The sequence below is a fragment of the Pseudomonas sp. NPDC087358 genome (assembly GCF_044900785.1).
Lineage (GTDB): Bacteria > Pseudomonadota > Gammaproteobacteria > Pseudomonadales > Pseudomonadaceae > Aquipseudomonas.
The window spans coordinates 384,765-410,818 of record NZ_JBJDOA010000005.1 but is presented as its reverse complement, the minus strand read 5'-3'; the positions used below and the strand labels follow the sequence as shown (position 1 = coordinate 410,818).

19 protein-coding genes are annotated in these 26,054 nt (G+C 62.4%); 10 read left to right on the top strand and 9 right to left on the bottom strand.

Annotation, left to right across the window (positions count from 1 at the left end; all coding sequences use genetic code 11):
* Window positions 1–87: 87 nt before the first annotated feature.
* The gene (locus ACI2KS_RS14790; protein ID WP_404621399.1) at window positions 88–1,197 is read right to left on the bottom strand and encodes a DUF2817 domain-containing protein; all 1,110 of its coding nucleotides are present in this window, start codon (window positions 1,195–1,197) and stop codon (window positions 88–90) included.
* Window positions 1,198–2,427: 1,230 nt separating this feature from the next.
* Here ACI2KS_RS14790 and ACI2KS_RS14785 point away from each other — a divergent pair.
* The 9 genes from ACI2KS_RS14785 (at window position 2,428) to ACI2KS_RS14745 (ending at window position 15,755) form a co-directional block, all read left to right on the top strand.
* Complete coding sequence (locus tag ACI2KS_RS14785) at window positions 2,428–3,255, top strand: energy transducer TonB (protein ID WP_404621397.1); 828 nt, start codon at window positions 2,428–2,430, stop codon at window positions 3,253–3,255.
* A 51-nt stretch (window positions 3,256–3,306) separates the two neighbouring features.
* Window positions 3,307–4,014, top strand: a complete 708-nt coding sequence (locus ACI2KS_RS14780; protein ID WP_404621396.1) for a MotA/TolQ/ExbB proton channel family protein — start codon at window positions 3,307–3,309, stop codon at window positions 4,012–4,014.
* Window positions 4,014–4,415, top strand: coding sequence for an ExbD/TolR family protein (locus tag ACI2KS_RS14775; protein ID WP_404621394.1), 402 nt, complete (start codon window positions 4,014–4,016; stop codon window positions 4,413–4,415). The genes ACI2KS_RS14780 and ACI2KS_RS14775 overlap by 1 nt, the downstream gene beginning before the upstream one ends.
* Window positions 4,416–4,611: 196 nt before the next feature.
* Entirely contained in the window at window positions 4,612–7,362 is a 2,751-nt protein-coding gene (locus tag ACI2KS_RS14770; RefSeq protein WP_404621392.1) for a TonB-dependent receptor, read from the top strand.
* A 150-nt stretch (window positions 7,363–7,512) separates the two neighbouring features.
* Window positions 7,513–9,444: an extracellular solute-binding protein gene (locus ACI2KS_RS14765; RefSeq protein WP_404621390.1), complete on the top strand. Its 1,932-nt coding sequence runs from the start codon at window positions 7,513–7,515 to the stop codon at window positions 9,442–9,444.
* A gap of 1 nt (window position 9,445) precedes the next feature.
* The gene (locus ACI2KS_RS14760; protein WP_404621388.1) at window positions 9,446–10,516 is read left to right on the top strand and encodes a microcin C ABC transporter permease YejB; all 1,071 of its coding nucleotides are present in this window, start codon (window positions 9,446–9,448) and stop codon (window positions 10,514–10,516) included.
* The gene (locus ACI2KS_RS14755; RefSeq protein WP_404621386.1) at window positions 10,516–11,538 is read left to right on the top strand and encodes an ABC transporter permease; all 1,023 of its coding nucleotides are present in this window, start codon (window positions 10,516–10,518) and stop codon (window positions 11,536–11,538) included. The genes ACI2KS_RS14760 and ACI2KS_RS14755 overlap by 1 nt, the downstream gene beginning before the upstream one ends.
* Before the next feature lie 9 nt (window positions 11,539–11,547).
* Complete coding sequence (locus ACI2KS_RS14750) at window positions 11,548–13,134, top strand: ABC transporter ATP-binding protein (RefSeq protein ID WP_404621384.1); 1,587 nt, start codon at window positions 11,548–11,550, stop codon at window positions 13,132–13,134.
* A 1,565-nt stretch (window positions 13,135–14,699) separates the two neighbouring features.
* Window positions 14,700–15,755: a permease gene (locus ACI2KS_RS14745; RefSeq protein WP_404621382.1), complete on the top strand. Its 1,056-nt coding sequence runs from the start codon at window positions 14,700–14,702 to the stop codon at window positions 15,753–15,755.
* Window positions 15,756–15,886: 131 nt separating this feature from the next.
* Here the strand turns inward: ACI2KS_RS14745 and mnmH are convergent, their stop codons facing one another.
* The 7 genes from mnmH to ACI2KS_RS14710 all read right to left on the bottom strand — a co-directional run bounded on the left by mnmH (window position 15,887) and on the right by ACI2KS_RS14710 (window position 23,791).
* Window positions 15,887–16,987, bottom strand: a complete 1,101-nt coding sequence (gene mnmH / locus ACI2KS_RS14740) for a tRNA 2-selenouridine(34) synthase MnmH (protein WP_404621380.1) — start codon at window positions 16,985–16,987, stop codon at window positions 15,887–15,889.
* Window positions 16,987–18,021 (bottom strand): selenide, water dikinase SelD, encoded by a 1,035-nt coding sequence (gene selD / locus ACI2KS_RS14735; protein ID WP_404621378.1) that lies wholly within the window; start codon window positions 18,019–18,021, stop codon window positions 16,987–16,989. Before selD ends, mnmH begins: the two co-directional genes overlap by 1 nt.
* Window positions 18,022–18,138: 117 nt before the next feature.
* Window positions 18,139–18,795: an ATPase gene (locus tag ACI2KS_RS14730; protein WP_404621376.1), complete on the bottom strand. Its 657-nt coding sequence runs from the start codon at window positions 18,793–18,795 to the stop codon at window positions 18,139–18,141.
* A 110-nt stretch (window positions 18,796–18,905) separates the two neighbouring features.
* Window positions 18,906–20,054, bottom strand: a complete 1,149-nt coding sequence (locus ACI2KS_RS14725; RefSeq protein ID WP_404621374.1) for an MFS transporter — start codon at window positions 20,052–20,054, stop codon at window positions 18,906–18,908.
* Between the two features lie 158 nt (window positions 20,055–20,212).
* On the bottom strand, window positions 20,213–22,282 hold the full coding sequence (gene treS / locus ACI2KS_RS14720; RefSeq protein WP_404621372.1) for a maltose alpha-D-glucosyltransferase: 2,070 nt from the start codon (window positions 22,280–22,282) through the stop codon (window positions 20,213–20,215).
* A gap of 183 nt (window positions 22,283–22,465) precedes the next feature.
* Window positions 22,466–23,113: a LysE family translocator gene (locus ACI2KS_RS14715; protein ID WP_404621370.1), complete on the bottom strand. Its 648-nt coding sequence runs from the start codon at window positions 23,111–23,113 to the stop codon at window positions 22,466–22,468.
* A gap of 237 nt (window positions 23,114–23,350) precedes the next feature.
* A complete protein-coding gene (locus ACI2KS_RS14710; RefSeq protein WP_404621368.1) occupies window positions 23,351–23,791 on the bottom strand; it encodes a carboxymuconolactone decarboxylase family protein in 441 nt (146 codons plus the stop codon).
* Between the two features lie 217 nt (window positions 23,792–24,008).
* On the opposite strand from ACI2KS_RS14710, the gene ACI2KS_RS14705 reads away from it, so the two are divergent.
* The gene (locus ACI2KS_RS14705; protein WP_404621366.1) at window positions 24,009–25,442 is read left to right on the top strand and encodes a PLP-dependent aminotransferase family protein; all 1,434 of its coding nucleotides are present in this window, start codon (window positions 24,009–24,011) and stop codon (window positions 25,440–25,442) included.
* A 58-nt stretch (window positions 25,443–25,500) separates the two neighbouring features.
* Here the strand turns inward: ACI2KS_RS14705 and ACI2KS_RS14700 are convergent, their stop codons facing one another.
* Window positions 25,501–25,941, bottom strand: coding sequence for a carboxymuconolactone decarboxylase family protein (locus ACI2KS_RS14700; RefSeq protein WP_404621364.1), 441 nt, complete (start codon window positions 25,939–25,941; stop codon window positions 25,501–25,503).
* Window positions 25,942–26,054: the final 113 nt, after the last annotated feature.

Below are 26,054 nucleotides of genomic sequence, written 5' to 3'. Positions count from 1 at the left end.
CGCAGGCGCAACTGGGGGCCTGGCGCGTCGCCTGAGCGCTAGCGCCGGCAAGCCGTGCTTTTACCGAAGGCTTCCCCGCCTATCCGCTCAGGCATTGATTCCCGGCAACGCCGCCAGCGCCCGTTCCCAGATCTGCCGCGTCCTGACCCAGACCACTTCCTGCCAGTCCGGATCTGCCGGATAGAACTGCTCCAACAACCCCTGCTTGATGCGCCTGCCCACCTGATCCAGAGGATCGCCATGCAGGTGCAGCCAGTGGTCGTCGCGCAGGTGCCCATGCACGGTTGCGCCCGGCCAGGTGCCGCATTCGATGACAAAGGGCATCAGATGCACGGTCGGCAAGGCATCGAGCAGCATTTGCGAGGTGTAACCGGTCGATGTCGCGGCGACCCCGGTTTCGCTGACTTGATTGGCGCCGGTGATCAAGGTGAACAGCCATGGGCCGAACAGCGCTTTGGCGTCATCCAGCGCCGGATACGCCGATTCGACAATGCTCATTAACATCGGATGCCCGTAGTCCCCGGCGCCTGTGTGCAGATCAAAACAGGCGGCCACCTCGACATCCTTCAGGTAGGTTTCGACGATGCTACGCAAGGTGCGGTTCGACCAACTGGGTGCCGTGCCGCCGTAGAACAACCCGTCGGCAAACGCATATTGCCCCGCCTCCACCACCGACATCAGCCCCGACCAGCCCCGCTCGGCGATGGCCGCGTCAAACAGCGCATCGGCCTTATCCCGCTGCGGCCCCTGCAGCTGTTCGCACGCGTAGATGGCATGCACATCGTGATAGGCGCGGTTGTCCGGCAATGGCTTGCTGAAGTCCAGGTAATTGCGGTTCTGGTCGAGGTTGTCCTCGTTGACCCGGCGCATCCACGCCGTGCCCCAGGGGTTGATCAGGTGAATCATCATCACCGCGACGCCCTCCGGCAGCGCCGTCTCCTTGAGGCCCTCCAGCCAGCGACTCTGGCAATCGGAGCCGTAATAGCCCTCCACGCCATGGGTCCCGCTCAGTGCCACCAGCACCCGACGCGCATCGGCAGGCCCCAACCAGGCCACATCGGTGAACAACGCTTCGCCGAAGGGGCCCGGCAACGGATGGGGGTATTCACGCAGGCTCGCGCCAGCGGCCGTGGCGGCCTGCAGGAAGCGCTCACGAAGCTGACGATAACCGGGTAGAACAGGGAAAAACTGGCTCATCAAGACCCTCACAAAACACAGACGGTGTCGGCAGCGGACGGCTCACAAGCAAACGTCAATCGGCCGCCGTATGAAAAATGTTACAAATAGGCAGCTTTTTGGCACATTTCTTTCAAGGAGATTGCCCAAGTGGAACGTCAGTACCACCCCAGGACCCATGCGTGCCCATAAAGCCGTGAGTCTACGCTGCCGACCGGTGCGCAACACGCACCAAATGGCAGGAAGCGGACACCATAATGTCCAAAAACAGTGCAGGACGCAGACCAGAAGTTTGTCGTCCGTCGATAAGGAATTCGATTCGTGCCTGACATGTCTTTGCTGTTTTCATCACCGCGCCACCCTACGCCTCATCCGTTGTCCTGCATCACTGCCTGGCGCCTCGCCTGGCCCCCCTCGCTGCTGCCCCACCCCACGCGATCGACATGACCTGTCGCCACGCCTGATTTTTTAATCTGACGCCATCCGGACAGCCGACCTTAACCGGCAGTGCTTATCCGTTTTATTTTTTGCCTGCAACGAAGGCTGTTGCCTGCTGATTGAACTTCGTGATGGATAGCCAATAAATAGAAAACACCTAATCCCCTATGGCGATGTTTCGCCGAACAAACAGCACATATATTAAATAGCCATCATGTAGTGATGGACGTTCCCGTTCCGCCCGAGAAAAACCCTACAGTAACTTCGTGACTGACAAGTCACAGCACTTTGGAGACTACCCATGCACAGTTAAACATTCGCGCACCAATTCGAACCTCCACTACCGAGTTTGGTGCAAGCACACTTGCTGGTTTAAGTACGGGACTTTGCGAAGTTTGATCGCCAGGTCTTGCGGATCGACTCGTTTGAAATTTGCGATGGGTCCAAAAGGTACGTCGTTGTTCGCAAACCGTTTTAATCCTGAAACGATAAAAAATTACAGGAATGCGACATCTGCGCGTACAGCGCGAAAAACCACGTCGCAGACGGCCTGTCTGGCATAGCGGTTGCTATTACCAGACTGTAGGCAGTTCGACACACCGTCGTACATCACCGTACACAACAAGAAATCAGGAACCTGCGATGTCGTCTCCATAGCCCATACCGCCACAGCGCTTGCAATAAACGGCTGACATACCACTGTCCGCTTACGGGTGTCTTGCGCCTCATGAAAGTGCAGACCTCAGGCATTCGAACATTCATCCAATGTTTGAACGCAACCGTATTGCCCTTCAACTACCCGAGGGAGCTTTAATGAACGACGCGGTAAAGATGAAAGCATTACCCGACCCGTCCCCGGATGAACTGTCCAGGGTCTGGCCGCGTATCCCTTTCAAGGAAAACACCTCACGTCCGGGCGGGTTGAACAGGCCGCAGGTGTTGTTATTGATTGCCGCCTCGGTACTTATTCACGGCGCTATCTGGTGGTACATGCAAACAGCCAGAGCCCAGATACCGGAAGTTGCGCCGCAAGTGCCTGAAATGACCGTCGAGTTGACCAGCCCGACCCCGCCGACACCCGAACCCGTGCCCCCGGAGCCGCCACCGCCGCCACCTCCTCCACCGCCACCGCCGGAGCCGGAACAACCAGTGGAAGACCCGGACGCGCTCAAGCCACCGCCCAAACCGGTGGAAAAGCCCAAGGTCGAGAAGCCAAAGCCGGTGAAAAAGCCGGAACCGGTGAAAAAGCCTGCACCTGCTGCGCCGCCAGTGCCCGCCGCGCCCAGCACCCCGGCGCCAGCGACGCCTGCACCGACTCCCGCGCCGGCGGCGTCCGCGGCACCTGCAGCGGTCAAGGAATCGGCAGCGATCTCGGGGCTGGCGAGCCTCGGCAACCCGCCACCGGAATACCCCGGCGCGGCGCTGCGCAAAGGCATGGAAGGCCGGGTGATCCTGCGCATCAAGGTGTTGCCCAACGGCCGCGCGGGCACCGTGGAAGTCACCAAGTCCAGCGGCAAACAGGTGCTCGACGATGCAGCGGTGGAAACAGTGCGCAACTGGAAATTCATTCCGGCCAAGCGCGGTGACACGCCCATCGAAGGCTTCGCGACCCAGACCATCGATTTCAAGTTGCCGGAATGACCCGGCAGGCAAACGACTGAACAACTCTTATATAGCTGGTGAGGTGTAACCATGAACGAATCGCTCTCTTCGATGATTGTCCCTGCCGTACTTTGGGCACTGGTGCTGTTCTCCGTGCTCAGCTGGGCACTGCTGCTGATCAAGTCCGCGCAATACCTGCGCCAGAAGACCCAGAACAGACAGTTCGCCAAAGCGTTCTGGACCGCCCCGGACCTGCTCACCGCCGCCGAACACGCCACGCAATATCCGGGCGCCCTGGCGCGCATCGCCAACAGCGGCTTCGAGGCCATGGCCGTCGAAGAAACGCCACGTACCACCCAGCAACTGGCGCACACTATCAACCGCTCTGACCGCCTGGAACGCAACCTGCGTCAGCAGATCCAGAAGGAGCGCCGCTCGCTGGAAGCCGGCCAGGCGATTCTTGCCAGTATCGGCAGTACCGCGCCTTTCATCGGTCTGTTCGGCACCGTCTGGGGGATCATGGAAGCCCTGCAAAGTATCGGCGCCAGCGGCTCGGCCAGTCTGGAAACGGTTGCCGGACCCATTGGCCATGCGCTGATCGCCACCGGGGTGGGCATCGCGGTCGCGGTCCCGGCCGTGCTCATCTACAACTTTTTCCTGCGCCGCCTGAAGCTGGCCGTGGCCGACATGGACGATTTCGCCCATGACTTCGACTCCCTGGCCCAGCGCAGCGCCTTCGCGGTCAGCCGCCAACCCATCGCCCACAAGCCCGGCCACGCCGTGCGGGAGGCCAGCTGATGTCTTTCTCCACTCAAGACAGCGACGAAGTCCTCAGCGAAATGAACGTCACGCCGCTGGTGGACGTGATGCTGGTGCTGCTGGTGGTGTTCATCGTCACCGCACCGCTGATGACCAACGCGATCAAGGTCAACCTGCCGAAAACCGACGCCGTGGCACCCGCCGAGAAGAAAGACCCGGTGGTGGTCAGCGTCGATCAGGACGGCAAGTTCTATCTGGCCAAATCCGAGATTGCCCCTGAGTCGCTGGAAATCAGCCTCAAGGACGTCAAGGCCAAGGACCCGGAGGTGCGCGTGCAATTGCAGGCCGACACCGCCGTCAACTACGGCCAGGTGGCCAAGGCCATGGCGTCGATCGAACGCTCAGGCATCACGAAGATTTCAGTGATGACCTCCAAATGACGCGCTGATGAACCCGGGGGCTGCGCCCGGCGCAGCCCTGCACACCCTACTCCCGTTGTAACGGCCGTCCGTGGTTTTGGCCATGGAGGGGAGCGGCTTGCTTGAAAAACGGATTTCCCGACCGCCACAACCGCGTCGGAGCAACGAGGGCTCACAAGGCCATTTCAATAACATCTGGAATAAGTCGGAAATTACCATGCTGATGAGTTTTCCTGGTTTTACCCTCAAGCCCCTGGCCCTTGCCGCAAGAGTACTTGCCGGACAACGGCATCCTTGCGCACTGATCTGCGCGCTGGCGGTAGGCATGAGCTCGGCGCAGGCAGCCGAAAGCACCGACGGCACAAGCGAAGCCGCCCCCGCCAGCGAGGCCGCGGTTCCGGGTGCCGCTGCGGCGCCGGCCACGACCCAGCTCAAACGGGTTGAAGTGACCGGTTCGGCGATTCGCCGGGTGGATGCCGAAACCGCGGTGCCGATCACCATCATGCGCACCGAAGACCTGAAAAAGCAGGGTGTCACCACGACCGCCGAAATCGTCTCGCGCATCACCGGCAGCAATTCCATCGACAACGCCGCCGGCTCCGTCGGTTCGGCGACCGGTGGCGCCTCCTTCGCCGACATGCGCGGCATCGGCGCCAACAAGACCCTGGTCCTGCTCAACGGTCGGCGCCTGGCCAACAACTCGATGTCCGGGACTCACTCCCAGGGCGGTGCAGTTGACCTGAACACCATCCCGTTCGCTGCCATCGACCGTGTCGAAGTGCTGCGCGACGGCGCCTCGGCCCTGTACGGCACCGACGCGATCGGCGGGGTGATCAACTTCATCACCAAGAAATCCCTGACCGACGGCAGTCTTTCCCTGGGCGGCAGCATGGCCGATGCCAGCGGGGGCGGCGGCACCAAGGACATGAGCGGCAGTTGGGGCTTCGGCGACCTGGACCAGGACCGCTTCAACGTCATGGGCGTGTTCAACTACGCCACCCAGCAGAACCTGGACGCCAACGACCGCACCTTCGCCAAGGACTACGTGCCTGGCCGCGGCCTGGACTCCACCTCACCCACGCCCTACCCGGCCAACTACAGCCAGAACGGCGGCCCGAGCACCAACCCGCTCAGTGCAGGCAACTGTAACGGGCCCAACCTGATCCCGGGCCAGGGCAACTGCAACTACAGCACGCGTAATTCCATCGATCTGGTGCCGCAGACCGAAAAAACCTCGTTCTTCGGCAAGGCCACCGGCAAGCTGGCTGACGACCATAACGTCAGCCTTGAATACTTCTGGGCGCGCAACAACAACGCCACCACCATCGCCCCGCAGCCACTGACCGGCATCAGCGTGCCGAACAGCTCGCCGTTCTATCCGGGCAACGGCATTACCCCCTTGCCCAACAACTTCACCCTCGATCCCAACGACCCGGTGGACATCCGCTGGCGCGAGACCGCCGCCGGCGATCGCCAGCAGAAAGACCAGAACACCGCTCAACGCCTGCTGCTGCAGTTCGATGGCAATGTCTCGGGCTGGGATTACAACGTCGGCGCCTCGTACAACCAGAGCAAGGTGATCAACAGCGTCACCGGCGGTTTTGCCAGTGACTCGGCCCTGACCAACGGCATCCTCGACGGCATCCTCAACCCGTTCGGTCCACAAACCGCGGAAGGTCAGGCCTACATCGATGCCGCGCAGTACCACGGCGCCTACAGCACATCGGTGGGTCGCGTCAGCGCCCTGGACGGTCGCGTCAGCCGGGAAATCGGCGACTGGTTCGGTGCCGGTGAAGCCGGTATCGCGCTGGGCGGCGAATACCGCAAGGAGAAATTCCACCAGACCATCGAAGACTTTGCCGGTGATCTGGACAGCCTCGGCGTCGACCCCGACTCCAGCGTCTCGGGCGACCGCAGCATTCAAGCGCAGTACGCCGAACTGAACGTGCCGGTACTCGAAAGCCTGGAGCTGTCAGCGGCCGTGCGTCACGACAAATACAGCGACTTTGGCAGCACCACCAACCCCAAATACTCGTTCCGTTTCCAGCCGTTCAAGGAACTGGTGGTTCGTGGCGCCTACAGTGAAGGCTTCCGCGCGCCCTCCCTCTACGAACTCAACAACCCGAACTACACCACCTACACCGTGGGCAAGTACAACGACCCGCGCCTGTGTACCGGTGGCGTGGTTCAGGCAGGCGGCAACGCTGGCCGCGACTGCGGGCTGCAGGTCTACAACCGCACGGGGGGCAACAAGGATCTGCAACCGGAAACCGCGCGCAACGTGACCTTCGGTTTCGTCTATCAGCCGGTGCGCAACCTGTCGGTGGGTCTGGACTTCTGGTGGGTCAAGATTGCCAACCAGATCGAAGAGTTTCCCGAGTCTTCGGTGTTCGACAACCCTGACCTGTATGCCGACCGTATCGTGCGGGCTGCCGATGGCTCCATCGACCACATCAACACCGGCCTGGCCAACCTGGGCAAGGTCAAGACCAACGGCGTCGATGTCAGCCTCGATTACCTGTTCCCGAATACCCCGTACGGTCAGTTTGGCACCAACCTGCAAGGCACCTACGTCGATCGCTATGACTATCAGGAAACCATCGGCGGGGCTTACATCGACCGCGTCGGCGACTACCAGGGCACCGGGGTGTCCGCACGCTGGAAACACAACCTGGTCGGTACCTGGAACCTGGGCGCCTACCGCGCTTCGGTCACTAACCGGTTCACCACCGGCTATTACGATCAGGACCGCAGCACCAACTCCCGCGTCGCCTCTTACTCGGTATGGGACATGTCGGCGGGATACACCTTCGACAAGGCCCTGGATATCGATGTCGGCATGAAAAACATGTTTGACCGCAATCCGCCATTCTCCAACCAGACCGACAACTTCCAGACCGGCTACGACCCACGCTACACCGACCCACTGGGCCGCACGCTGTTCGCACGGATGAATTACCACTTCTAAGCCTCACCCCTGGCGCGCTTTGCTCCGGCGCGTCAGGTCCTTCTGCGAAATCGCGCCCCCGGCTTCAAGGTCTCGTCCACCTTCCCCGGCCGGGGGATTTTTTCCCAGCGCTTTGAGTGTGTCGACCTGCAAACCGAGGATTGTCCAAAGATGTGCGCCTCCCCCCTTTCGTTGCGACGCCTGCTGCCTGGCATCGCACTGCTGTACACCGTGGTGTTTTTCATCTCGTTTCTGTCCGGCGTGCCGCTGGCCATCGCCACTCCCCAGCATGCCCTGACCGTGTATGGCGAAGCGCCAAAATACCCGGCTGACTTCAAGCATTTCGATTACGTCGATCCCTATGCGCCAAAAGGCGGATCGCTGAGCCGCGCCTCCGAGGAGATCGGCCAGTACAACTACCTGACGCCGTATGTCGATCAGGGTATCTCCGTCAGCCAGATCGACACCTGGGTCTATTCGCCGCTGGCCTACCGCTCGCTGGACGAGCCGTACACCGTCTACGGCCTGGTGGCAGAGAAACTGGAGCGTGACCCGGACAACCTGTGGGTGCGCTTCTACCTCAACCCCAAGGCCCGCTTCGACGATGGCACGCCCATCACCGCCGAGGACGTGCGCTACACCTACCAGACCCTGATCACCCAGGGCAGCTTCAGCTACCGGCCGCTGTATGGCGACGTCAAGGACGTGGTCATCGAGGCGCCGGGGCAGATCCGTTTCGACTTCAAGAACAACCTCAACCGCACCCTGGCGCTGGACCTGGCCAGCATGCGCGTTGTGCCCGAGCACTGGTGGAAGAGCCGCGACTTCACCAAGGGCGGCGGCTTTGAGCCGCCGCTGGGCAGCGGCCCGTATCGGGTGTCGCGGGTGGATGCCGGGCGCAGTGTCAGCTTCCAGCGTGTGACGGACTGGTGGGCCAAGGATCTGCCGGTCAGTCGCGGGCTGTACAACTTCGACACGCTGACCGTGAATTTCTACGGCGATGTCGACGTGGCCCGGCAGCTGGTCCAGGCCGGCAGTTTCGATTACAACCGTGAGTTTTCATCCTCCGGCTACGTGGTCGGCTACAACGCCCCGACGCTGGCCGACGGTCGCCTGCAAAAGACCATCCTGGCCAAACGTCGCCCGGTGGCCGGACAAGGCTTTGTCTTCAACCTGGACAAACCCGTGTTCCAGGACCGCCGGGTACGCGAGGCGCTGGCGATGCTCTGGGATTTCGAGTGGGTCAACGGCCAGATCATGCGCAACTTTTATGTACGCGAGCAGAGCTACTTCCCCAAGAGCGAAATGGCCGCCACCGAACTGCCCGATGCTCAGGAGCTGAACATTCTTGAACCCTTGCGCGGGCAAATCCCCGACCAGGCGTTTACCCAGGTCTGGCAGGCGCCGAAGACCGACGGCAGCGGTTACATCCGGGACAAACAGCTCAAGGCCCTGAAGCTGCTGGCCGACGCCGGCTGGCAGGCGAAAAACAATCGCTTGGTCAACGCCGCCGGCCAGCCGCTGGAATTCACCTTTCTCGACGGGCAAGGCGGTTTCGAGCGTCTGGTACTGCCTTACAAACGGGTGCTGGCGCAGATCGGCATCACCCTGAATTTCCGCCGCGTCGATTCGGCGCAATACATGAACCGGCTCAACGCCCGTGACTACGACATGATCGTGGTTACCCTGCCCAACAACGGCAACCCGATCCTCTCCCCCGGCCGGGAGCTGTACAACCTGTTCGGCTCGCAAAGCGCCCGACAGATCGGCAGCTCCAACGCCATGGTGCTGCGCAACCCGGCAGTGGACGCGCTGATTGATGGCCTGGTGGCGGCCAACAGCCGCGACGACATGCTGCATTACGCCCGCGCCCTGGACCGGGTGCTGCTGTGGGGGTTCTACATGATTCCCAACTACTACTCCCAGGGCACGCCGGTGGTGTACGCCAACCGTTTCGGCAAACCCGAAGTGGAGCCGATCTACGACGTTGGCCTGGAAAGCTGGTGGCAGGTCAGCCCGGTGGCCCTGACCAACGCGCAGATGGCCGCACGCCTTGCGCCGCAGACCAGCGCGCAGTCCACAGCCCAGAAGCAGGAGCACTGACATGCTGGCTTATGCACTGCGTCGCCTGATGCTGATCATCCCCACCCTGCTGTGCATTCTGGTGGTCAACTTCCTCATCGTGCAGGCCGCACCGGGCGGGCCGGTGGAACAGGCCATCGCCCGGGTACAGGGCTTGAGTCCCAGCGGCGGGATTGGCGGTGGCGGCGGAGAAGTCGCGGCCTCCGGCAGCGTCAGCCGCAGCGCCCAGGGTCTGGATCCGCAGCTGGTCGAAGCGATCAAGCAGCAATACGGTTTCGACAAGCCGATGCATGAACGGCTGTGGCTGATGCTGACCCACTATGCGCAACTGGATTTTGGCAGCAGCTTCTTTCGCGGCGCCACGGTCACCGGCCTGATCGCCCAGAAACTGCCCGTCACCCTTTCCCTGGGCCTGTGGGCGACGCTGATCACCTACCTGATCTCGATCCCGCTGGGCATCCGCAAGGCGGTCCATCACGGCAGCCGCTTCGATGTCTGGAGCAGCACCATGATCATCATCGGCTACGCGGTGCCTGCGTTTCTGTTCGCCATCCTCTTGATCGTGGTGTTTGCCGGCGGCAGTTACCTGAGCTGGTTTCCCGCGCAGGGGCTGGTGTCCGACGACTTCGACAGCCTCTCGACCCTGGGCAAGCTCGGCGACTACCTGTGGCACTTGGTGCTGCCGGTCAGCGCGCTGGTGATCGGAGGCTTCGCCACCCTGACCATCCTCACCAAGAACAGTTTTCTCAACGAGATCAGCCGCCAGTATGTGGTCACTGCTCGGGCCAAGGGCCTGAGTGAACACCGCGTGCTGTATGGCCACGTGTTCCGCAATGCGATGTTGCTGGTGGTGGCGGGGATTCCCCAGGCGCTGATCGAGGTGTTCTTTGCAGGTTCGCTGCTGATCGAGACCATTTTCGGCCTCGATGGCATTGGCCGCATGAGCTACGAGGCCGCCGTGTCGCGCGACTATCCGGTGGTGTTCGGCACGCTGTTTCTGTTCACCCTGTTCGGCCTGTTGATCAAGCTGGTGGGCGACCTGTGCTACACCCTGGTCGACCCGCGCATCGATTTTTCCGCGAGGAGCGCCTGATGTTCGAGTTTTCACCGCAAAGCAAACGGCGCATCGCCAGCTTCAAGGCCAACCGGCGTGGCTGGTGGTCGTTGTGGATTTTCATCGTGCTGCTGCTGGTGTGCCTGTGCGGCGAGTTGATCGCCAATGACCGCCCGTTGCTGGTCAGTTATCAGGGCCAGCTGTACTACCCCACGCTGCACCAGTACCTGGAAACCGATTTCGGCGGCGAGCTGCCGTTCGAACCCGATTACTCCAGCGACTATGTGCACAAGCTGATCGAAAACAAGGGCGGCTGGATGCTCTTCGCGCCCATCGCGTTCAGCTTCGATACGATCAACTACGACCTCAAGCAGCCTTCACCGAGCCCACCCAGCGCACGCAACTGGCTGGGCACCGACGATCAGGCGCGAGACGTGATGGCGCGGGTGCTGTTCGGGACCCGGGTGTCGATTCTGTTCGCATTGCTGCTGACTGCGATCAGCACCGTGGTCGGCGTATTCGCCGGCGCGATCCAGGGCTATTACGGCGGACTGGCCGACCTCATCGGGCAACGCTTGCAGGAGATCTGGTCGGGGCTGCCGGTGCTGTACCTGCTGATCATCCTCTCCGGTTTCGTCGAGCCGAACTTCTGGTGGCTGCTGGGGATCATGGCGCTGTTCTCATGGCTGGCGCTGGTGGATGTGGTGCGCGCCGAGTTTCTGCGCGGCCGAAACCTGGAGTACGTCAAGGCGGCCCGGGCGCTGGGCCTGACCGACAGCGCCTTGATGCTGCGGCACATTCTACCCAACGCCATGACCAGCACCCTGACCTACCTGCCGTTCATCGTGACCGGCGCCATCGCCACCCTGACCGCGCTGGATTTCCTCGGTTTCGGCATGCCCGCGGGCAGCGCCTCACTGGGTGAATTGATCGGCCAGGCCAAGCGCAATCTGCAGGCCCCATGGCTGGGGCTGACGGCCTTCTGCTCCCTGGCGCTGATTCTTTCCCTGTTGGTGTTCATCGGCGAAGCCTGCCGTGACGCTTTCGACCCGCGAACCTGAGGCTGCGCCATGAATGAAACACTGATCGACATACAGGGGCTGCGCGTGGCCTTCAACGGCAGTGAGGTGGTGCACGGCATCGATCTGACCATCCGCCGTGGCGAATGCCTGGCACTGGTCGGTGAGTCCGGTTCGGGCAAGTCGGTGACCGCGCACTCGATCCTGCGCCTGCTGCCGGCAAAGACGGTCAGCACCCAGGGCAGCATCTGCTACAACGGCATCGACCTGTTGCATGCCAGCGATAGCCAGTTGCGCAGCCTGCGCGGCAATCGCATTGCCATGATCTTTCAGGAGCCGATGACCTCGCTCAACCCGCTGCACACGGTGGAAAAGCAGATCGGCGAAATCCTGGCGATGCACAAGGGCCTCAAGGGCAAGGCGGCTCGGCAGCGCACCCTGGAGTTGCTGGAGCTGGTGGGCATTCATAATCCGTTGCATCGGCTCAAGGCCTATCCGCACCAGTTGTCCGGGGGCCAGCGCCAGCGGGTGATGATCGCCATGGCCCTGGCCAACGAGCCGGACCTGCTGATCGCCGACGAGCCGACGACCGCGCTGGACGTGACCGTGCAATTGAAGATTCTGCAGCTGCTCAAGTCCTTGCAGGCGCGTCTGGGCATGTCGTTGCTGCTGATCAGCCACGACCTCAACCTGGTCAAGCGCATCGCCCAGCGGGTCTGCGTCATGCGCGCTGGCGAAATCGTCGAGCAGGCCGATTGCCAGACGCTGTTCGCCAACCCGCAGCACGCCTATAGCCGCCTGCTGATCAACGCCGAGCCCGACGGCGAACCGGTGCCCAGCGTGCATGCGCAGACATTGCTCGCGGTGGACGCCTTGAAAGTCTGGTTTGCCCTGCCCAAACCCCTGTTCAGCCGCGAGCGCCAGTACATCAAGGCGGTGGACGGGGTCAGCTTTGAACTGCTCAAGGGCAAGACCCTGGGGATTGTCGGCGAGTCGGGGTCCGGTAAATCAACCCTGGGCCAGGCGATTTTGCGCCTGATCGACTCAGAGGGCGGCATCCGCTTCGGCAACAAGGAATTGAGTTTGCGCAGCCAGCAACTGATGCGCCCGCTGCGCAAACGCATGCAGGTGGTGTTTCAGGACCCGTTCGGCAGCCTGAGCCCGAGAATGACCGTGCAGCAGATCATTGCCGAGGGCCTGTTGACCCACGGTATCGGCACACCGAAGGAACGCGAGCAGACGGTTATCCGCGTGCTCGGCGAAGTGGGCCTGGACCCGGAAAGCCGACACCGCTACCCCCACGAATTCTCCGGCGGGCAACGCCAACGCATCTCCATCGCCCGCGCGTTGGTGCTCGAACCTGACCTGATCCTGCTGGACGAACCCACTTCGGCGCTCGATCGCACAGTACAGAAGCAAATCGTCGCCCTGCTGCGCGATCTGCAGATCCGCCATGGCCTCACCTACCTGTTCATCAGCCACGACCTGGCGGTGGTCCACGCCCTGGCCCACGACCTGATCGTGATCAAGGACGGCAAAGTGGTCGAGCAAGGCGCCTCACGCGAGATATTCGCCAACCCGCAGCAGGCGTATACCCGGGAGTTGTTGCAGGCGTCGGGGTTGGCGTTTGGGGGGTGATAGGGCCCTGGCATTCAATTCTGGCCGGCAGCCACCCCGCTGCCCGGAAGACATGAAATCCCGCCGAACACCGCCCTGATTCTGCCCGGAGGGCGTGGGAGTTGGCTTGCCGACGATCTGGCGCGAAGCGGCAGCAAACCCTGTGAATGTGCTGTATCTGGCACGGCAGAGGTGTCTGGATTCACTGCCGGTGCCCGGCAGATCGCGGGCAAGCGCCGCTCCCACGGCCTGCGGCCAGAATCAAAAGCGCTTAAGGTGCGATCAAAGATGCCCCGCTTTTGCCCGCAAAACAGGGAGTACGGCCGAACACCGCCCTGATTCTGCCCGGAGGGCGTGGGAGTTGGCTTGCCGACGATCTGGCGCGAAGCGGCAGTCAACCCTGTGAATGTGCTGTACCTGACACGGCCGAGGTGTCTGGATTCACTGCCGGTTCCCGGCAGATCGCGGGCAAGCACCGCTCCCACGGCCTGCGGCCAGAATCAAAAGCGCTCGGCGTATCGGTTGTAGAGGTTGGGGCGCTTGGAGCGCAGCATCTAAGGTGCGACTCGGGATGCCCTGCTTCTGCCCGGAGGGCGCGGGAGTCTGTCCGAACGCGCCCTGCTTCTGCCCGAAGGGCGTGGGAGTTGGCTTGCCGACGATCTGGCGCGAAGCGGCAGTCAACCCTGTGAGTGTGCTGTACCTGACACGGCCGAGGTGTCTGGATTTGCTGCCGGTTCCCGGCAGATCGCGGGCAAGCACCGCTCCCACGGCCTTCGGCCAGAATCAAAAGCGCTCGGCGTATCGGTTGTAGAGGTTGGGGCTCTGGGGGCGCAGCATCTAAGGTGCGATTCGTGATGCCCCGCTCCTGCCCGCAAGACAGGGAGTACGGCCGAACACCGCCCTGATTTTGCCCGGAGGGCGTGGGAGTTGGCTTGCCGACGATCTGGCGCGAAGCGGCAGCAAACCCTGCAAATGTGCTGTATCTGGCACGGCCGAGGTGTCTGGATTCACTGCCGGTTCCCGGCAGATCGCGGGCAAGCACCGCTCCCACGGCCTTCGGCCAGAATCAAAAGCGCTTAAGGTGCGATCAGGGATGCCCCGCTTTTGCCCGAAAGACAGGGAGTATGGCCGAACACCGCCCTGATTCTGCCCGGAGGGCGTGGGAGTTGGCTTGCCGACGATCTGGCGCGAAGCGGCAGTCAACCCTGTGAATGTGCTGTACCTGACACGGCCGAGGTGTCTGGATTTGCTGCCGGTTCCCGGCAGATCGCGGGCAAGCACCGCTCCCACGGCCTGCGGCCAGAATCAAAAGTGCTCGGCGTATCGGTTGTATCAATGCGGCCTGCGGCCGGAATCAAAAGCGCTCGGCGTATTGGTTGTGTCAATCCGGCCTTCAATCAGAATCAAAGGCGCTCGGCAAGCCGGACTGCTACAGAGGTGAGGGCTCAGCGGGCGGGTTCAGGCCCAACGCTGCGATGCTGGGCGCCGACCTGGGCTTTGCGCATCCGACACTCCCTGCAACAACTACTACACTGCCAACCGAAAGCGTATCATCGCGCCCCTGTTTTCTTGCCTCGGTGCTTCTCATGTCCACACTTCCGCTCACCTCAGAACGCCGTGGCTGGGCTTTCTGGTGGAAACCCCTGGTGTTTCTGCTGGTCGCCGCCATCGGTCTTTACTACGTCAAATGGTCGCCGTACTACCTGAAGTCTTTCATTGCTGCCGATACCCACAACATCGGCGGTTCGATCATCAATGACAATCCGGCCAACCCGTGGGCCGCCGCGTTGGCTTACGCACAGGTGTATTTCCTGGCGATCTGGAAGGCCGCGGTACTGGCGGTGATCCTCGGCTCGCTGCTGCAAGTGCTGATTCCCCGCGACTGGCTATTGCGCATGTTCGGTCGCGCCGGCCTTGGCTCGACGGTGCGCGGCGGTTTGTTCGCGCTGCCCGGCATGATGTGCAGTTGCTGCGCAGCGCCGGTTGCGGCGGGTATGCGCAAGCAGAACGTATCGGTAGGCGCGGCGCTGGCGTTCTGGATCGCCAACCCGGTGCTCAACCCGGCCACGCTGGTGTTCATGGGCTTCGTGCTGGGTTGGGGCTTCACCGCGTTGCGTCTGGTTGCGGGGCTCGTGCTGGTGATCGGCGTGTCGCTGGTGGCGCAGCGTATTTCGCGGCCGCAAGCATTGCCTGAGCAAGCGGTGGAAGCCGTGGTCGAAGCTGAAAGCGCCGACCAGGGCAGCCTCTTGCGCCGTTGGGGCAGGACGATCTGGCAGCTGTTCTGGACCACCATTCCGATCTACGTGGTCGCGGTGCTGGTGCTGGGCGCCGCGCGCGTCTGGCTGTTCCCGCATGTCGATGGCGCCATGGGCAACAGCCTGCTGTGGCTGGTGCCGCTGGCGATCGTCGGCACGCTGTTCGTGATCCCCACCGCCGCGGAAATCCCGATCGTGCAGACCCTGATGACCCTGGGCCTGGGCACGGCGCCTGCCGTGGCGCTGCTGATGACCCTGCCGAGCGTGAGCCTGCCGTCGCTGCTGATGCTGCGCAAGTCCTTCGACCGCAGAGTACTGGTGACCGTCGGCGTGCTGACGATGCTGGTGGGTGTGGTCAGCGGGCTGGTTGGCGCGGCGATTTTGTAAGAACACACAGAACACCCTGTAGGAGTGAGCTTGCTCGCGATGACAACCGCCCTGGCAACGGTGTTGTCCAGCCGACCATCGCGAGCAAGCTCACTCCTACAAGGGCAGCCTTTTCAGCCAACACCTACCCTCTAACGTGCGCTTCTGTGCTTGAGGTACTCGACAATCGCTTGCTGGTCACCGGCAAACTCGATCCGCGCATTCTTGCTGTCGCGCTGATGAACGTACATCGGGTCGTAATATTCGCTCAGCATGGCGCTGATCCAGGCCCGGTGCTGATCCACGTCACCGCTGCGTGCCTGCTCTTGCAGGGCGCTGTCCATGATCGCCGCCAGGCGCTGGTAACGCTCTCCACCCAGGCGTCGAACGATGCTCGACAGGCTCTGCCTGAGGCGATCGGCATAGCCTGAAAAACCCGTTTCCAGTCCCTGCACCGCAATGAATTCGGCGCACAGGTCGGTCACGTAATCCTTGAGAATGCGCTCGACCCGTCCGTGGAAACTGTCTTCAAGCCACACCAGCGGTGCGTCCTGCATGGTCCGGTACAGCTCCAGCGGCACCGCCCGACTGCCGACGATCCGGCCTTCGTCCTCGATCACGAACTGATGCAGGTGCCTGGCGCGTTTCTTGAGAATATCGACGGCCAGCTGGTTTTCGAAATCGATCTGGCCCGGTTGCGGCGTGGCGTGCTTGCCGAAGCTTGAGCCACGATGGTTGGCGTGCCCTTCCAGATCCAGCGCGTTGTCCAGGCGCTGCAGCACTTCAGTCTTGCCGGTGCCGGTCAGGCCGCCGATCAGCACGAAATCGCACTCGGCCACCGCCTGCTCGGTGACGCCAATGAGGAAGTTACGCATGGCCTTGTAGCCGCCGATGATGCGCGGGTACTGGATGCCCGCCTCAGCCTTGAGCCATTGCTGGGTGATCTGCGAGCGCAAACCGCCGCGAAAGCAGTAGAGAAAACCTTCGGGATGCTCATTGGCGAACGCTGCCCAGGCCTCGATACGCGCTTGCTTGAGTTCGCCGGCGACCAGCTTGTGACCCAGTTCGATAGCCGCCTGCTGGCCTTCCTGCTTGTAGCTGGTGCCGACCTTCTGCCGCTCGACGTCGTTCATCAGCGGCAGGTTGATCACACCGGGGAACGCGCCCTTGGTGAATTCCACCGGGGCGCGTACGTCCATCATCGGAATGTCGTGGAGGAAGATGTCGCGAAAATGGGCGCTGTTGTCGCGCATCAAAACACCTCGACCGCGAGCCGCTGTCGTTCCACCAGTTCGCCGATCGGTGCCAGGTTCAGCCCCAGCTCGCTGGCCATGGCCAGGAACGCGGGCTCCTGCGCAGGCTCGACGGCAATCAACAGCCCGCCGCTGGTCTGCGGGTCGCACAGCAGCAGTTTCTGCGCGTCGGTCAGGGCGCCGATGCGCTCGCCGTAGCTGTCATAGTTGCGATACGTGCCGCCGGGGATGCAGTCCTGTTCGATGTAGAAATCGACACTGCCCAGACGCGGCACCGCGGCAGCGTCGAGCCGCGCCGTGACCTGGCTGCCATCGGCCATTTCCACCAGATGCCCCAGCAAACCAAAGCCGGTGACGTCGGTCATGGCGGTGACGCCGGCCAGTTTCGAGAAACGGCTGCCGGGTTTGTTCAGCGTACACATGACGTCGCGCGCCAGGCCGACGTCTTCGTCGCGCAGCAGGCCTTTCTTCTCGGCGGTGGTGAGAATGCCAATGCCCAGCGGTTTGGTCAGGAACAGCTTGCAGCCGACGGTGGCGGTGTCGTTGCGCTTCATGTAGCGCTTTTCCACCAGCCCCGTGACCGCCAGACCGAAGATCGGCTCCGGCGCATCGATGGAGTGACCACCGGCCAGGGGAATGCCTGCGGCGTCACACACCGCACGGCCGCCACGGATCACCTCGCGGGCGATTTCCGGGGCCAGCACGTTGACCGGCCAGCCGAGAATGGCGATGGCCATCAACGGGTCCCCGCCCATGGCGTAGATGTCGCTGATGGCGTTGGTGGCGGCGATGCGGCCGAAGTCGAACGGGTCGTCGACGATCGGCATGAAGAAATCGGTGGTGGACACCACGCCCTTCTCGTCATCGATGGCATACACCGCTGCGTCGTCACGGGAGGCATTGCCCACCCACAGACGCGGATCGAGGTTCTGCGCGCCGCTGCCGGCAAGGATGGTTTCGAGGATTTTCGGAGAAATCTTGCAGCCGCAACCGGCGCCGTGGCTGTACTGGGTAAGACGAACTGTGTCGTTCATGGGAAGCCCCTGAGTTTCAAGGCGCTGAAGTCTATCAGAGCCGGGGCGGGTTGGCGTTCTGGCGGGCCGGGTGGAGCGTCTCGATGGGCGCTCCTGCCACGGCAACCCGGGCTGGACTCAGGACTGGGCCTTGATCAGCGACGCCAGCGAAACGTCGAACTTGTGCAGGGCATTGATCTGCACATCACGTTGCTGGTTGATCTGCGCGGCGATTTCCGGGGCGCGTTTGGTGTGGGCCCAGATCGGCGACATCGACTTGGCATCGCTGCCTTCTGCCTTGCCGATGAATTTGAAGTCAGCATCGAAAAATTCGGCAACGATGCTCGCCTGCACGTCGGAGCTGCGTTCGGTGATCAACTTGCTGCGGGTGTCGAGCAGCACGATCACGTCAGGTCGCGCAGCCAGCACCGAGTCCAGGTCCTCATAGAAGTCCACGGTGGCGAACTGTTTTTCCAGCGACTGGGCAAACCAGTTTATCGCAAGCTCTGGGTCGGAGCTGTCGACATAGGCTTGCGTGATGCGACTGTCGGTCAGTCTGGCGGTCAGCCCACCCTGGGCGGTGGCGTTGTAGCGTTCCATATAGGCAAGGTTGGCCACGGTGTTTTCGGTGAAGATCACGCCCACGGTCTGGTTGTGCTTGAGGGTCACGCCGGAGGTGACACCGCCAGCCCGAAACTGCCCGTCCGGCACATCGGAATAACGCGGCGCACCGGGCACGGCACATCCGGCCAGGGCGACCACCAATGCAAACAGGGCAGCAATTCGAACTTTCATATGACTTTCTCCAAGGGAGGCTCAGTAGGCGTGTCGCTATCCTGGGCCTTCGATGCAGAAAGCAGAACTTGAGCCGATCAATGTTGAACATTGATCAAAGCGATAGTGGCCTACTCGCTGGCCATGCGCCGGGCGCTCAACACCTGCGCCAGCATCAACGCACCGACACCCAGCAACGCCACGCGCAGGCCCAGCAGATGCGCGGCGAAGCCGATCAGCGCCGGGCCCAGCAGAATCCCGGTATAGCCGATCGCGGTAATGGTGGCGATGGCAAGCCCGGCGGGCATCGCCGTCTGCGCGCCGACCACCGAGCAATACACCGGAAAGGTGTTGGACAGCCCGATACCGATCAGCGCGAAGCCAAACAGAAACACCGGCCACGGCTCCAGCAGCACCGCCATCAGAAAACCGATCAGCACCAGCACGCCGCCGGCGATCAGCACCTGCACCGCGCCAAACCGGGCGCGCAGGTAGTCCCCACAGAACCTGCCCGCAGCCATGGTCAGCGAGAAAACCGCATAGGCGCCACCGGCTATCGAAGTGTCGACGTGATGCGCGGTATTGAGAAACACCGCGCTCCAGTCGAGCATCGCCCCTTCGACCAACAGCGCCACGAAGCACAGCAAGCCGATCACCAGTACCCTGGTCGAGGGCCGGGCAAAGGGCGCTGAAGGGTCATCGGCGCCATGGGGTAATAAATGCCGGGCGTGCCACAGCAGCAATCCGGCGATGATCGCCACCACCACACACACGGCCGGCAGCGGGGATAGACCGCCCCACAGCATCAGGCTCATCAGCACCGCGCTGGTGATGCCGCCCAGGCTGAACAAGCCATGAAATCCGGACATCAATGGACGGCCGTGGTCCTGTTCGACAATCAAGCCCTGCACGTTCATTGCCACATCGATGCTGCCCAGCCCGGCACCGAACAGGGCCAGCGCCAGCGCCAGACCGGTAAAGGACGACAGGCTGGCGAGCAAAGGCAGCATGCTGCAGATCAACAGGCCGCCGAGCAGCGCCACGAAGCGGCAGCCGTTGCGGGTGGTCAGCCAGCCGGCCAAGGGCATCGCCAGCAACGAACCGAGGCCGAAGCACAGCAAGAGCAACCCCAGTTCTGCCTCTTCGATGCCAGCCCGGTCACGGGCGAACGGCACCAGCGGCGCCCATGCCCCCAGGGCCATGCCCGAGAGCAGGAACGTCAGGCGATAACTCCAGAGATGGACGAGTGTCGGGGAAGTGGCGCAATGCTCAGTAGACAAGAGAGAAGATCCGGCGAAATTTCAGGTTTGATATGAGCGCGGGCGAGACCCGCTGTAGGGGGTGAGCTTGCTCGCGATGGAGCGTCAGACACTGCCGGGGCATCGGGTCCGCCACTCATCGCGAGCAAGCTCACTGCTACATCGTTACGGTCGCGACCTCACATCATCGGCGCGGCCATGCTCACCACCCGTAGCGCCAGGCCTTCGTAGGCATCCAGGGTAATGGTGAACTCGCCCTCCTCGCTCAGGTCGCCTTCGACACGTTCGTTGATGATATCCACCACCGGGCCCGGTGCGATGCCCGGCAGATGCAGGGTTTCGACGATGGCCTCGGCACTGAAGTTGAGCGCGGTGATCTGCGTGCCCTTCCCGGCCGGCAGCTCGTGGACCATGATCAACAGCCCCGGGTGCTGGACATCCGGAATGAGGATCTGCCGGCTGGCGGCGATGTCATAGGCGCGGCGCACGGCGAGAATCTTTTTCAGCTGCGAGGCGAACGAATCCGGCCGCTGCAGTTGCTCGACGAGGCTGCCATAGAGCGCCTTGGCCCGGGGCATGCCGCCAGAGGACAGGTCGGCGTCGGGGTCCAGATCGACCAGATCGTAGGCGCCGCGATGAATCCAGCGCGTATCGCCATCGCCCATCAAGTGCGCAACCTGCTCGGCCGGCAGCGGCAAGGCGCCGACCAGGTCCCAGCCAGACAAGGCAAACACGCCCGGCTGCATGGCGTTGAACATCACCAGCAGCAGGTGAATGTGCTGGATCTTGCTGACGTCCTCACTGGTCATGCTGTCCAGTTCGCGGATGCCCAGCGCGGCAGTGATGATGCTGGCGGTGGTGCAGGACACGCCGTTGGTGACGAACTTCAGATTGTACGGCGCATGCTCGCCCGCCAGACGCTCGTACATTTCCTCGCGGATGTGCTCACGCAGGATGTTGCCGGGGAAAGTCTGGCCCATGTACAGGTATTGATCGTGGGCGTGCAGCGTCCAGAAATGCACCAGCTCCAGGGTCAGCTCATCATGGTTCTGCAGGGCGTGAATCAACGATGCCGGATCGATGCCGAAATCGTGCACCTGACGCAGCATCAGGCGCAGGAACTCGGTCCTGCCGGTCAGCAGCGCGTGTTGATAGGCCGGGCGGGTGATGAAGTCGTAGGACAGATCGGCACCGCCGTGGGACATGGCGGCGATGTCGTCGATGGTCAGGTTCAATTCCTGGAAACTGAAGCCACCGGCCTTGCGGATGGCGCCTGCGAGCAGCTGGTTGCCGGTGATCGACAGCGGATGGCTCTCCGACCAGGCCGTGCCTTCAGCCTTGCGCTCGACCCCGAGGAAACCGTTGGCGTCCAGACGCAGGACCCGTGCGCCCATCACGTCGATGGCATGCAGCGCATCGCCGATGATCATTTGCTGCGCGGCGAAGCTGGGGTCCAGCCAGTTCAGCGACGGCTGGCCTTCCTTGAAGTAATGCAGGTACACCCAGCGCCTGGCCTTGCCGTCGACGCCGACGATCACCGGCGTGGCGCTCCAGTCAGTCTCCTTGACCCCGGCCTCGAAGAAGATCACGCGCTGCAACTGGCCGACGATGTAGTGCTTGTCGCGTAGCGCATCGCAGGTCGCCGGTGGCAGGTTCACGGCGTCGCGCCCGTGCGGCACCTCAGGCAGCAGGGGCCAGTCTTCTTCCTTGATCTCGACCATGTGATAGAGGCCGGGGTATTCCTCGTAGGCCAGCTCGGCCAAGCGGAAGTCCGCACCCTTGCCGGTGTGCGACGGGATCACGTCATCGACAATTACCGCGTTATGCGCGGCGGCGATACGGCTCAGATTGAGAAATTGCGCATCGGTGCCCAGATCGGTATCGACTTCGAAGCTGATACGGTCGAAGTTGCCGTCAATGCTCGGCGTACGCTGACGCCCCTTGAGGCCCCCGGAAGCCTTCAACGGGCCGTTATGAATGCCCTGGATGCCGATCTCGGACAACGCGTGCCAGAGTTTTTCATCACCCAGCGCTTCGAGCACCGAGGCGCCTTCCCGGGTGATGATCGATGCGGGATAAGCGGTGAACCACACCGAGGCGATCGCCGAGGCGTCCCGTGGCCGGGCCAGTGCATAAGGCCGCTGCCAGAGTCGGCCCTGGCCGCCATAGAGCTTGGCGCGTTGTTTTGCGGCGTTGAGCATCGACTGCTCAACCAGCCATTCCACGTACTGCTTGTCCGGGGTGGTCATAGGGTCCAGGGTTCCGTCTTCAAGAGGATTGGAGAGGTCGCCCGTTGCGCTGATCGCGCTGTCGGGGACGATCCTGTCTACGCCGTTGCTTATGTCTATGAGCCTTCACAGACGTAAACGTTCGTTACTTGAAGGACAGCCGCCGCAGACGGGGTACCCCGGTGGCGAATGCGCCATGGCAGATCAGAGGTGCCCGGCGTTGACGATGAACTCCTGATAACCGGACAGGATCACGTACATCGCGAAATAGCAGAAGATCGCCGCCGAGACCCAGTAGGAGTACTTGAGCAGCCGGTCACCGAGCAGGCGCCCGCCATGGCTGGCGGCCAAACAGATGAACACGCACCAGGCCACGCCCGCGCTGAAGAACCCGCCAAGAAACAGCGCCGTGCTCAGGCTGCCGTGGCCGCCGGCGCGGTAGATCAGTGTTCCACCCACCGCGGCGAACCAGAGGATGGCCGTGGGCGATGAAACCGCCAGGAACACGCCCCGCGAAAATTCCCTGAAGCCGGAGCGGTTAGCAACGTCAACGGCCATCGCCAGACCGCTGTGGCTGCTCATCGCCGACATCACCATCTTCAGCGCAAAGCCGATCAACAACAGCGAACCGCCGAGCCACAGCGCCCAGCGCACCCACTCGTATTGCAGCAGCACGGTCATGCCGGCCAGCGCCAGGACGGCATACAACAGATCGCCGAAGCAGGTCCCCAGGCCCAGCCAGAAGCCCTGAAGATAACCACGTTGCATGGCCAGGGTGATCATCGCGATGTTGGCCACGCCGATGTCCAGGCACAGGGAAAGGCTCAGCAGAAAGCCGCTGGTGAACTCCATGTTTGATATCCATCGAAAGCTGTCGGTAGGGGTGGAAAAAACAGCGCGCAGGATAGCCCGATTCAGCGCTTTTGCCGATGGCGGGGGGGGCGAAAAGGTCGGGGACAATGCCAGTCCATCCTACGGCCCTGTAGGCGTGAATTCGCTCGCGATGGCTTGGCTGACTCAAGTTGATCGCGAGCAAGCTCACTCTTACAGGTCAGTGCCCCGTTCAATCGGGGACCTGGGTCACGATCGTTAGAGCGCGGGCTTTTTGCGAAAACTCACGGCCATGCGATTCCAGCAGTTGATGGTGGCGATCGCGACCGTCAGGTCGACCACCTCCTTGTCGCTGAAATGCTCGCATAACTGCTCATAGAGTGCGTCCGACGGCCCAGCGCCGTCGAGCACGGTCACCGCGTCGCACCAGGCCAGCGCCGCGCGCTCGCGTCGGGTGAACAAGGTTGACTGCTGCCACACCAGCAGGTTGTGCAGACGCCGCTCGCTCTCGCCATTGTGGCGTGCCTGGGTGGCGTGCATGTCGGCGCAGAAAGCACAGTCGTTGAGTTGGGACACGCGCAGCTTGACCAGCTCCATGAGGCTTTTTTCGACGCACAGATCGAAGTTGGCCGCCTCCAGCAGCATGATTGCCTTGAGGGCATCAGGGGACGCGGTGTAGTAGTCCAGACGAATGTCCACGAGCGCAGTCCTCATTCAGCTTTGCGGACCTTCACCTTAAGCGTGCGTAACGCTCCAGGCGACGGCCAATCTGCCGCTTATCGGCAAGTCCAATGCAGCGCAACCAAGAGCAGACCAATCTGCATCTTTTTTACCGCTCAGCTATACCGCCTGCGCGGCCACTGACTAGAATTCCCGATCATGGACCCAAGCCGTGCGGATCGTTCAGGAGCCTTTCGTGGAACTTCACATCGTCATTCAAGGCCGCAAAGACCTGGCCAATCAGGTGTATGACCAGTTGCGTGAGAGCATTGAGTCGGGGCGTCTGGCGGCCGGGGTGCAATTGCCGCCAAGCCGCCTGCTGGCGATCCAGCTGGGGCTGTCGCGCAAAACCATCTCCGACACCTACAGCCGTCTGACCTACGAAAACTATCTGGTGGGCAAGATCGGCAGCGGCACTTTCGTCAACACCCTGAGCAGCCCTGCCCGACGCAGCCTGATCAGCTCGGACCTGGCCAGTGTCGAACGGGTCAGGAAATGGCAAGGCATCTCCCTGCCCCTGCGCCATCCGACGCTGGAGGGCACGTTGCGCTGTGACTTCATCGGCGGCGCCACCGCCAAGACCCAGTTTCCCCACGATGAATGGCGGCGCTGCACGCAATATGCGCTGCGGCAGATGTCCCAGGCACGCGGCTTCTACAGTCAGCCCGAGGGCTTGCCGGCGTTGCGCAGCGCCATCGCCGGCCACATTGCCTTTGCTCGCGGGGTCAAATGCGTGGCCGACGACGTGGTGGTGTGCAACGGCGCGCAGCAGGCGCTGGACCTGATTGCCAGGGTGCTGATCGAGCCTGGCTGCAGCGTGGCCATGGAGGACCCGGGCTACACCCCGGCGCGCTTGCTGTTTGCCGCACAGGGCGCCAATGTCGTCAGCGTGCCGGTGGACAGCGAAGGCATCGTGGTCGATGACATCCCGCAAGACGCTCACGTCATCTATGTCACCCCGTCGCATCAGATGCCGCTGGGCATGCCCATGAGCGTGGCACGCCGTGAGGCGTTGCTGGAGAAGGCCCGCCGGATCGGCGCCATCATCATCGAAGACGATTACGACTCCGAGTTTCGCTACGAGGGGCGTCCAACCGACTCGCTGCAAAGCATGGATCAATTCGGCGTGGTCGCCTACGTCGGCACCTTTTCCAAGACCCTGCTGCCCGAACTGCGGCTGGGCTATGCGGTGCTGCCCAAGGCGATTCTGGAAGCGGTGATCAAAGCCAAGCAGTTGACCGACTGGCACACCTGCACGCTGCCGCAGTGGGCCCTGACCAAGTTCATCAGCGAAGGCCTGCTGAATAAGCATATCCGCCGCTGCCACAGCATTTATGCCGGTCGCCGTGAACGTATTCTGGCGCGGCTGGCACAAGATCTCGCGCCGTGGATGGAGGCGATTCCGTCAACCGCCGGGTTCCACATGGCGGTAATGTTCAAGGTGACGCTCAACCTTGGCTTGCTGATCGAGTTGGCGCGCAAGGTCGAGATCGGCCTTTACCCGTTGACTGGGTTCTACAGCGACACAGCGCCACGCGACGGCTTGATACTGGGCTTCGGCGCCATCGAAACCCTGGATATCGACCCGGCCCTGGATCGCCTGCGGGATTTGTTGCTGCAGATTGGTTGAGCCTGCCTGGCCAACCCAACAGGGCTGCGCAGCAGCACAGCGGGCCGCCAGATTCGTCTCAAGGCTGGACCCGTTGCCCGAAACTTATGGTCAGCCGGTTCCAGCTGTTGATGGTGGAGATCAGCAGGGTCAGATCCACCCGTTCACTCTCGCTGAAATGCTGCGCCAGCCAGCTGTAATCGGCATCCGGGGCGTGAGTGTCGGCAATCTGCGTGACCGCCTCGGTCCAGCCCAGGGCCGCCCGTTCGCGCGGGCTGAACAGCGGCGATTCACGCCACACTGCCAGCGCATGCAGCTTGCGCTCCGACTCGCCCTGTGAAGTCGCCTCAAGGGCATAACGATCCACCGACCAGGCGCAGCCATTGAGTTGCGAAGCGCGCAGCTTGACCAGCAGCGCCAGCGAGGTCTCCAGCGGCAAACGGTTGACCGCCTGCTCCAGCGCCTGCATCGCCTTGATCGCCAGCGGCGAAGCCTTTTGATAATCGATACGGGGCTGCATGGCGACACTCGCATTGGGAACTGTGCCATCAGCCTATCCCCGCCCGCCGCCGGTCCCAATAGCCAATCGTGGTAAAGACCGGGTGGCCATTTTGTTCGCAACAAGCGTTGCGA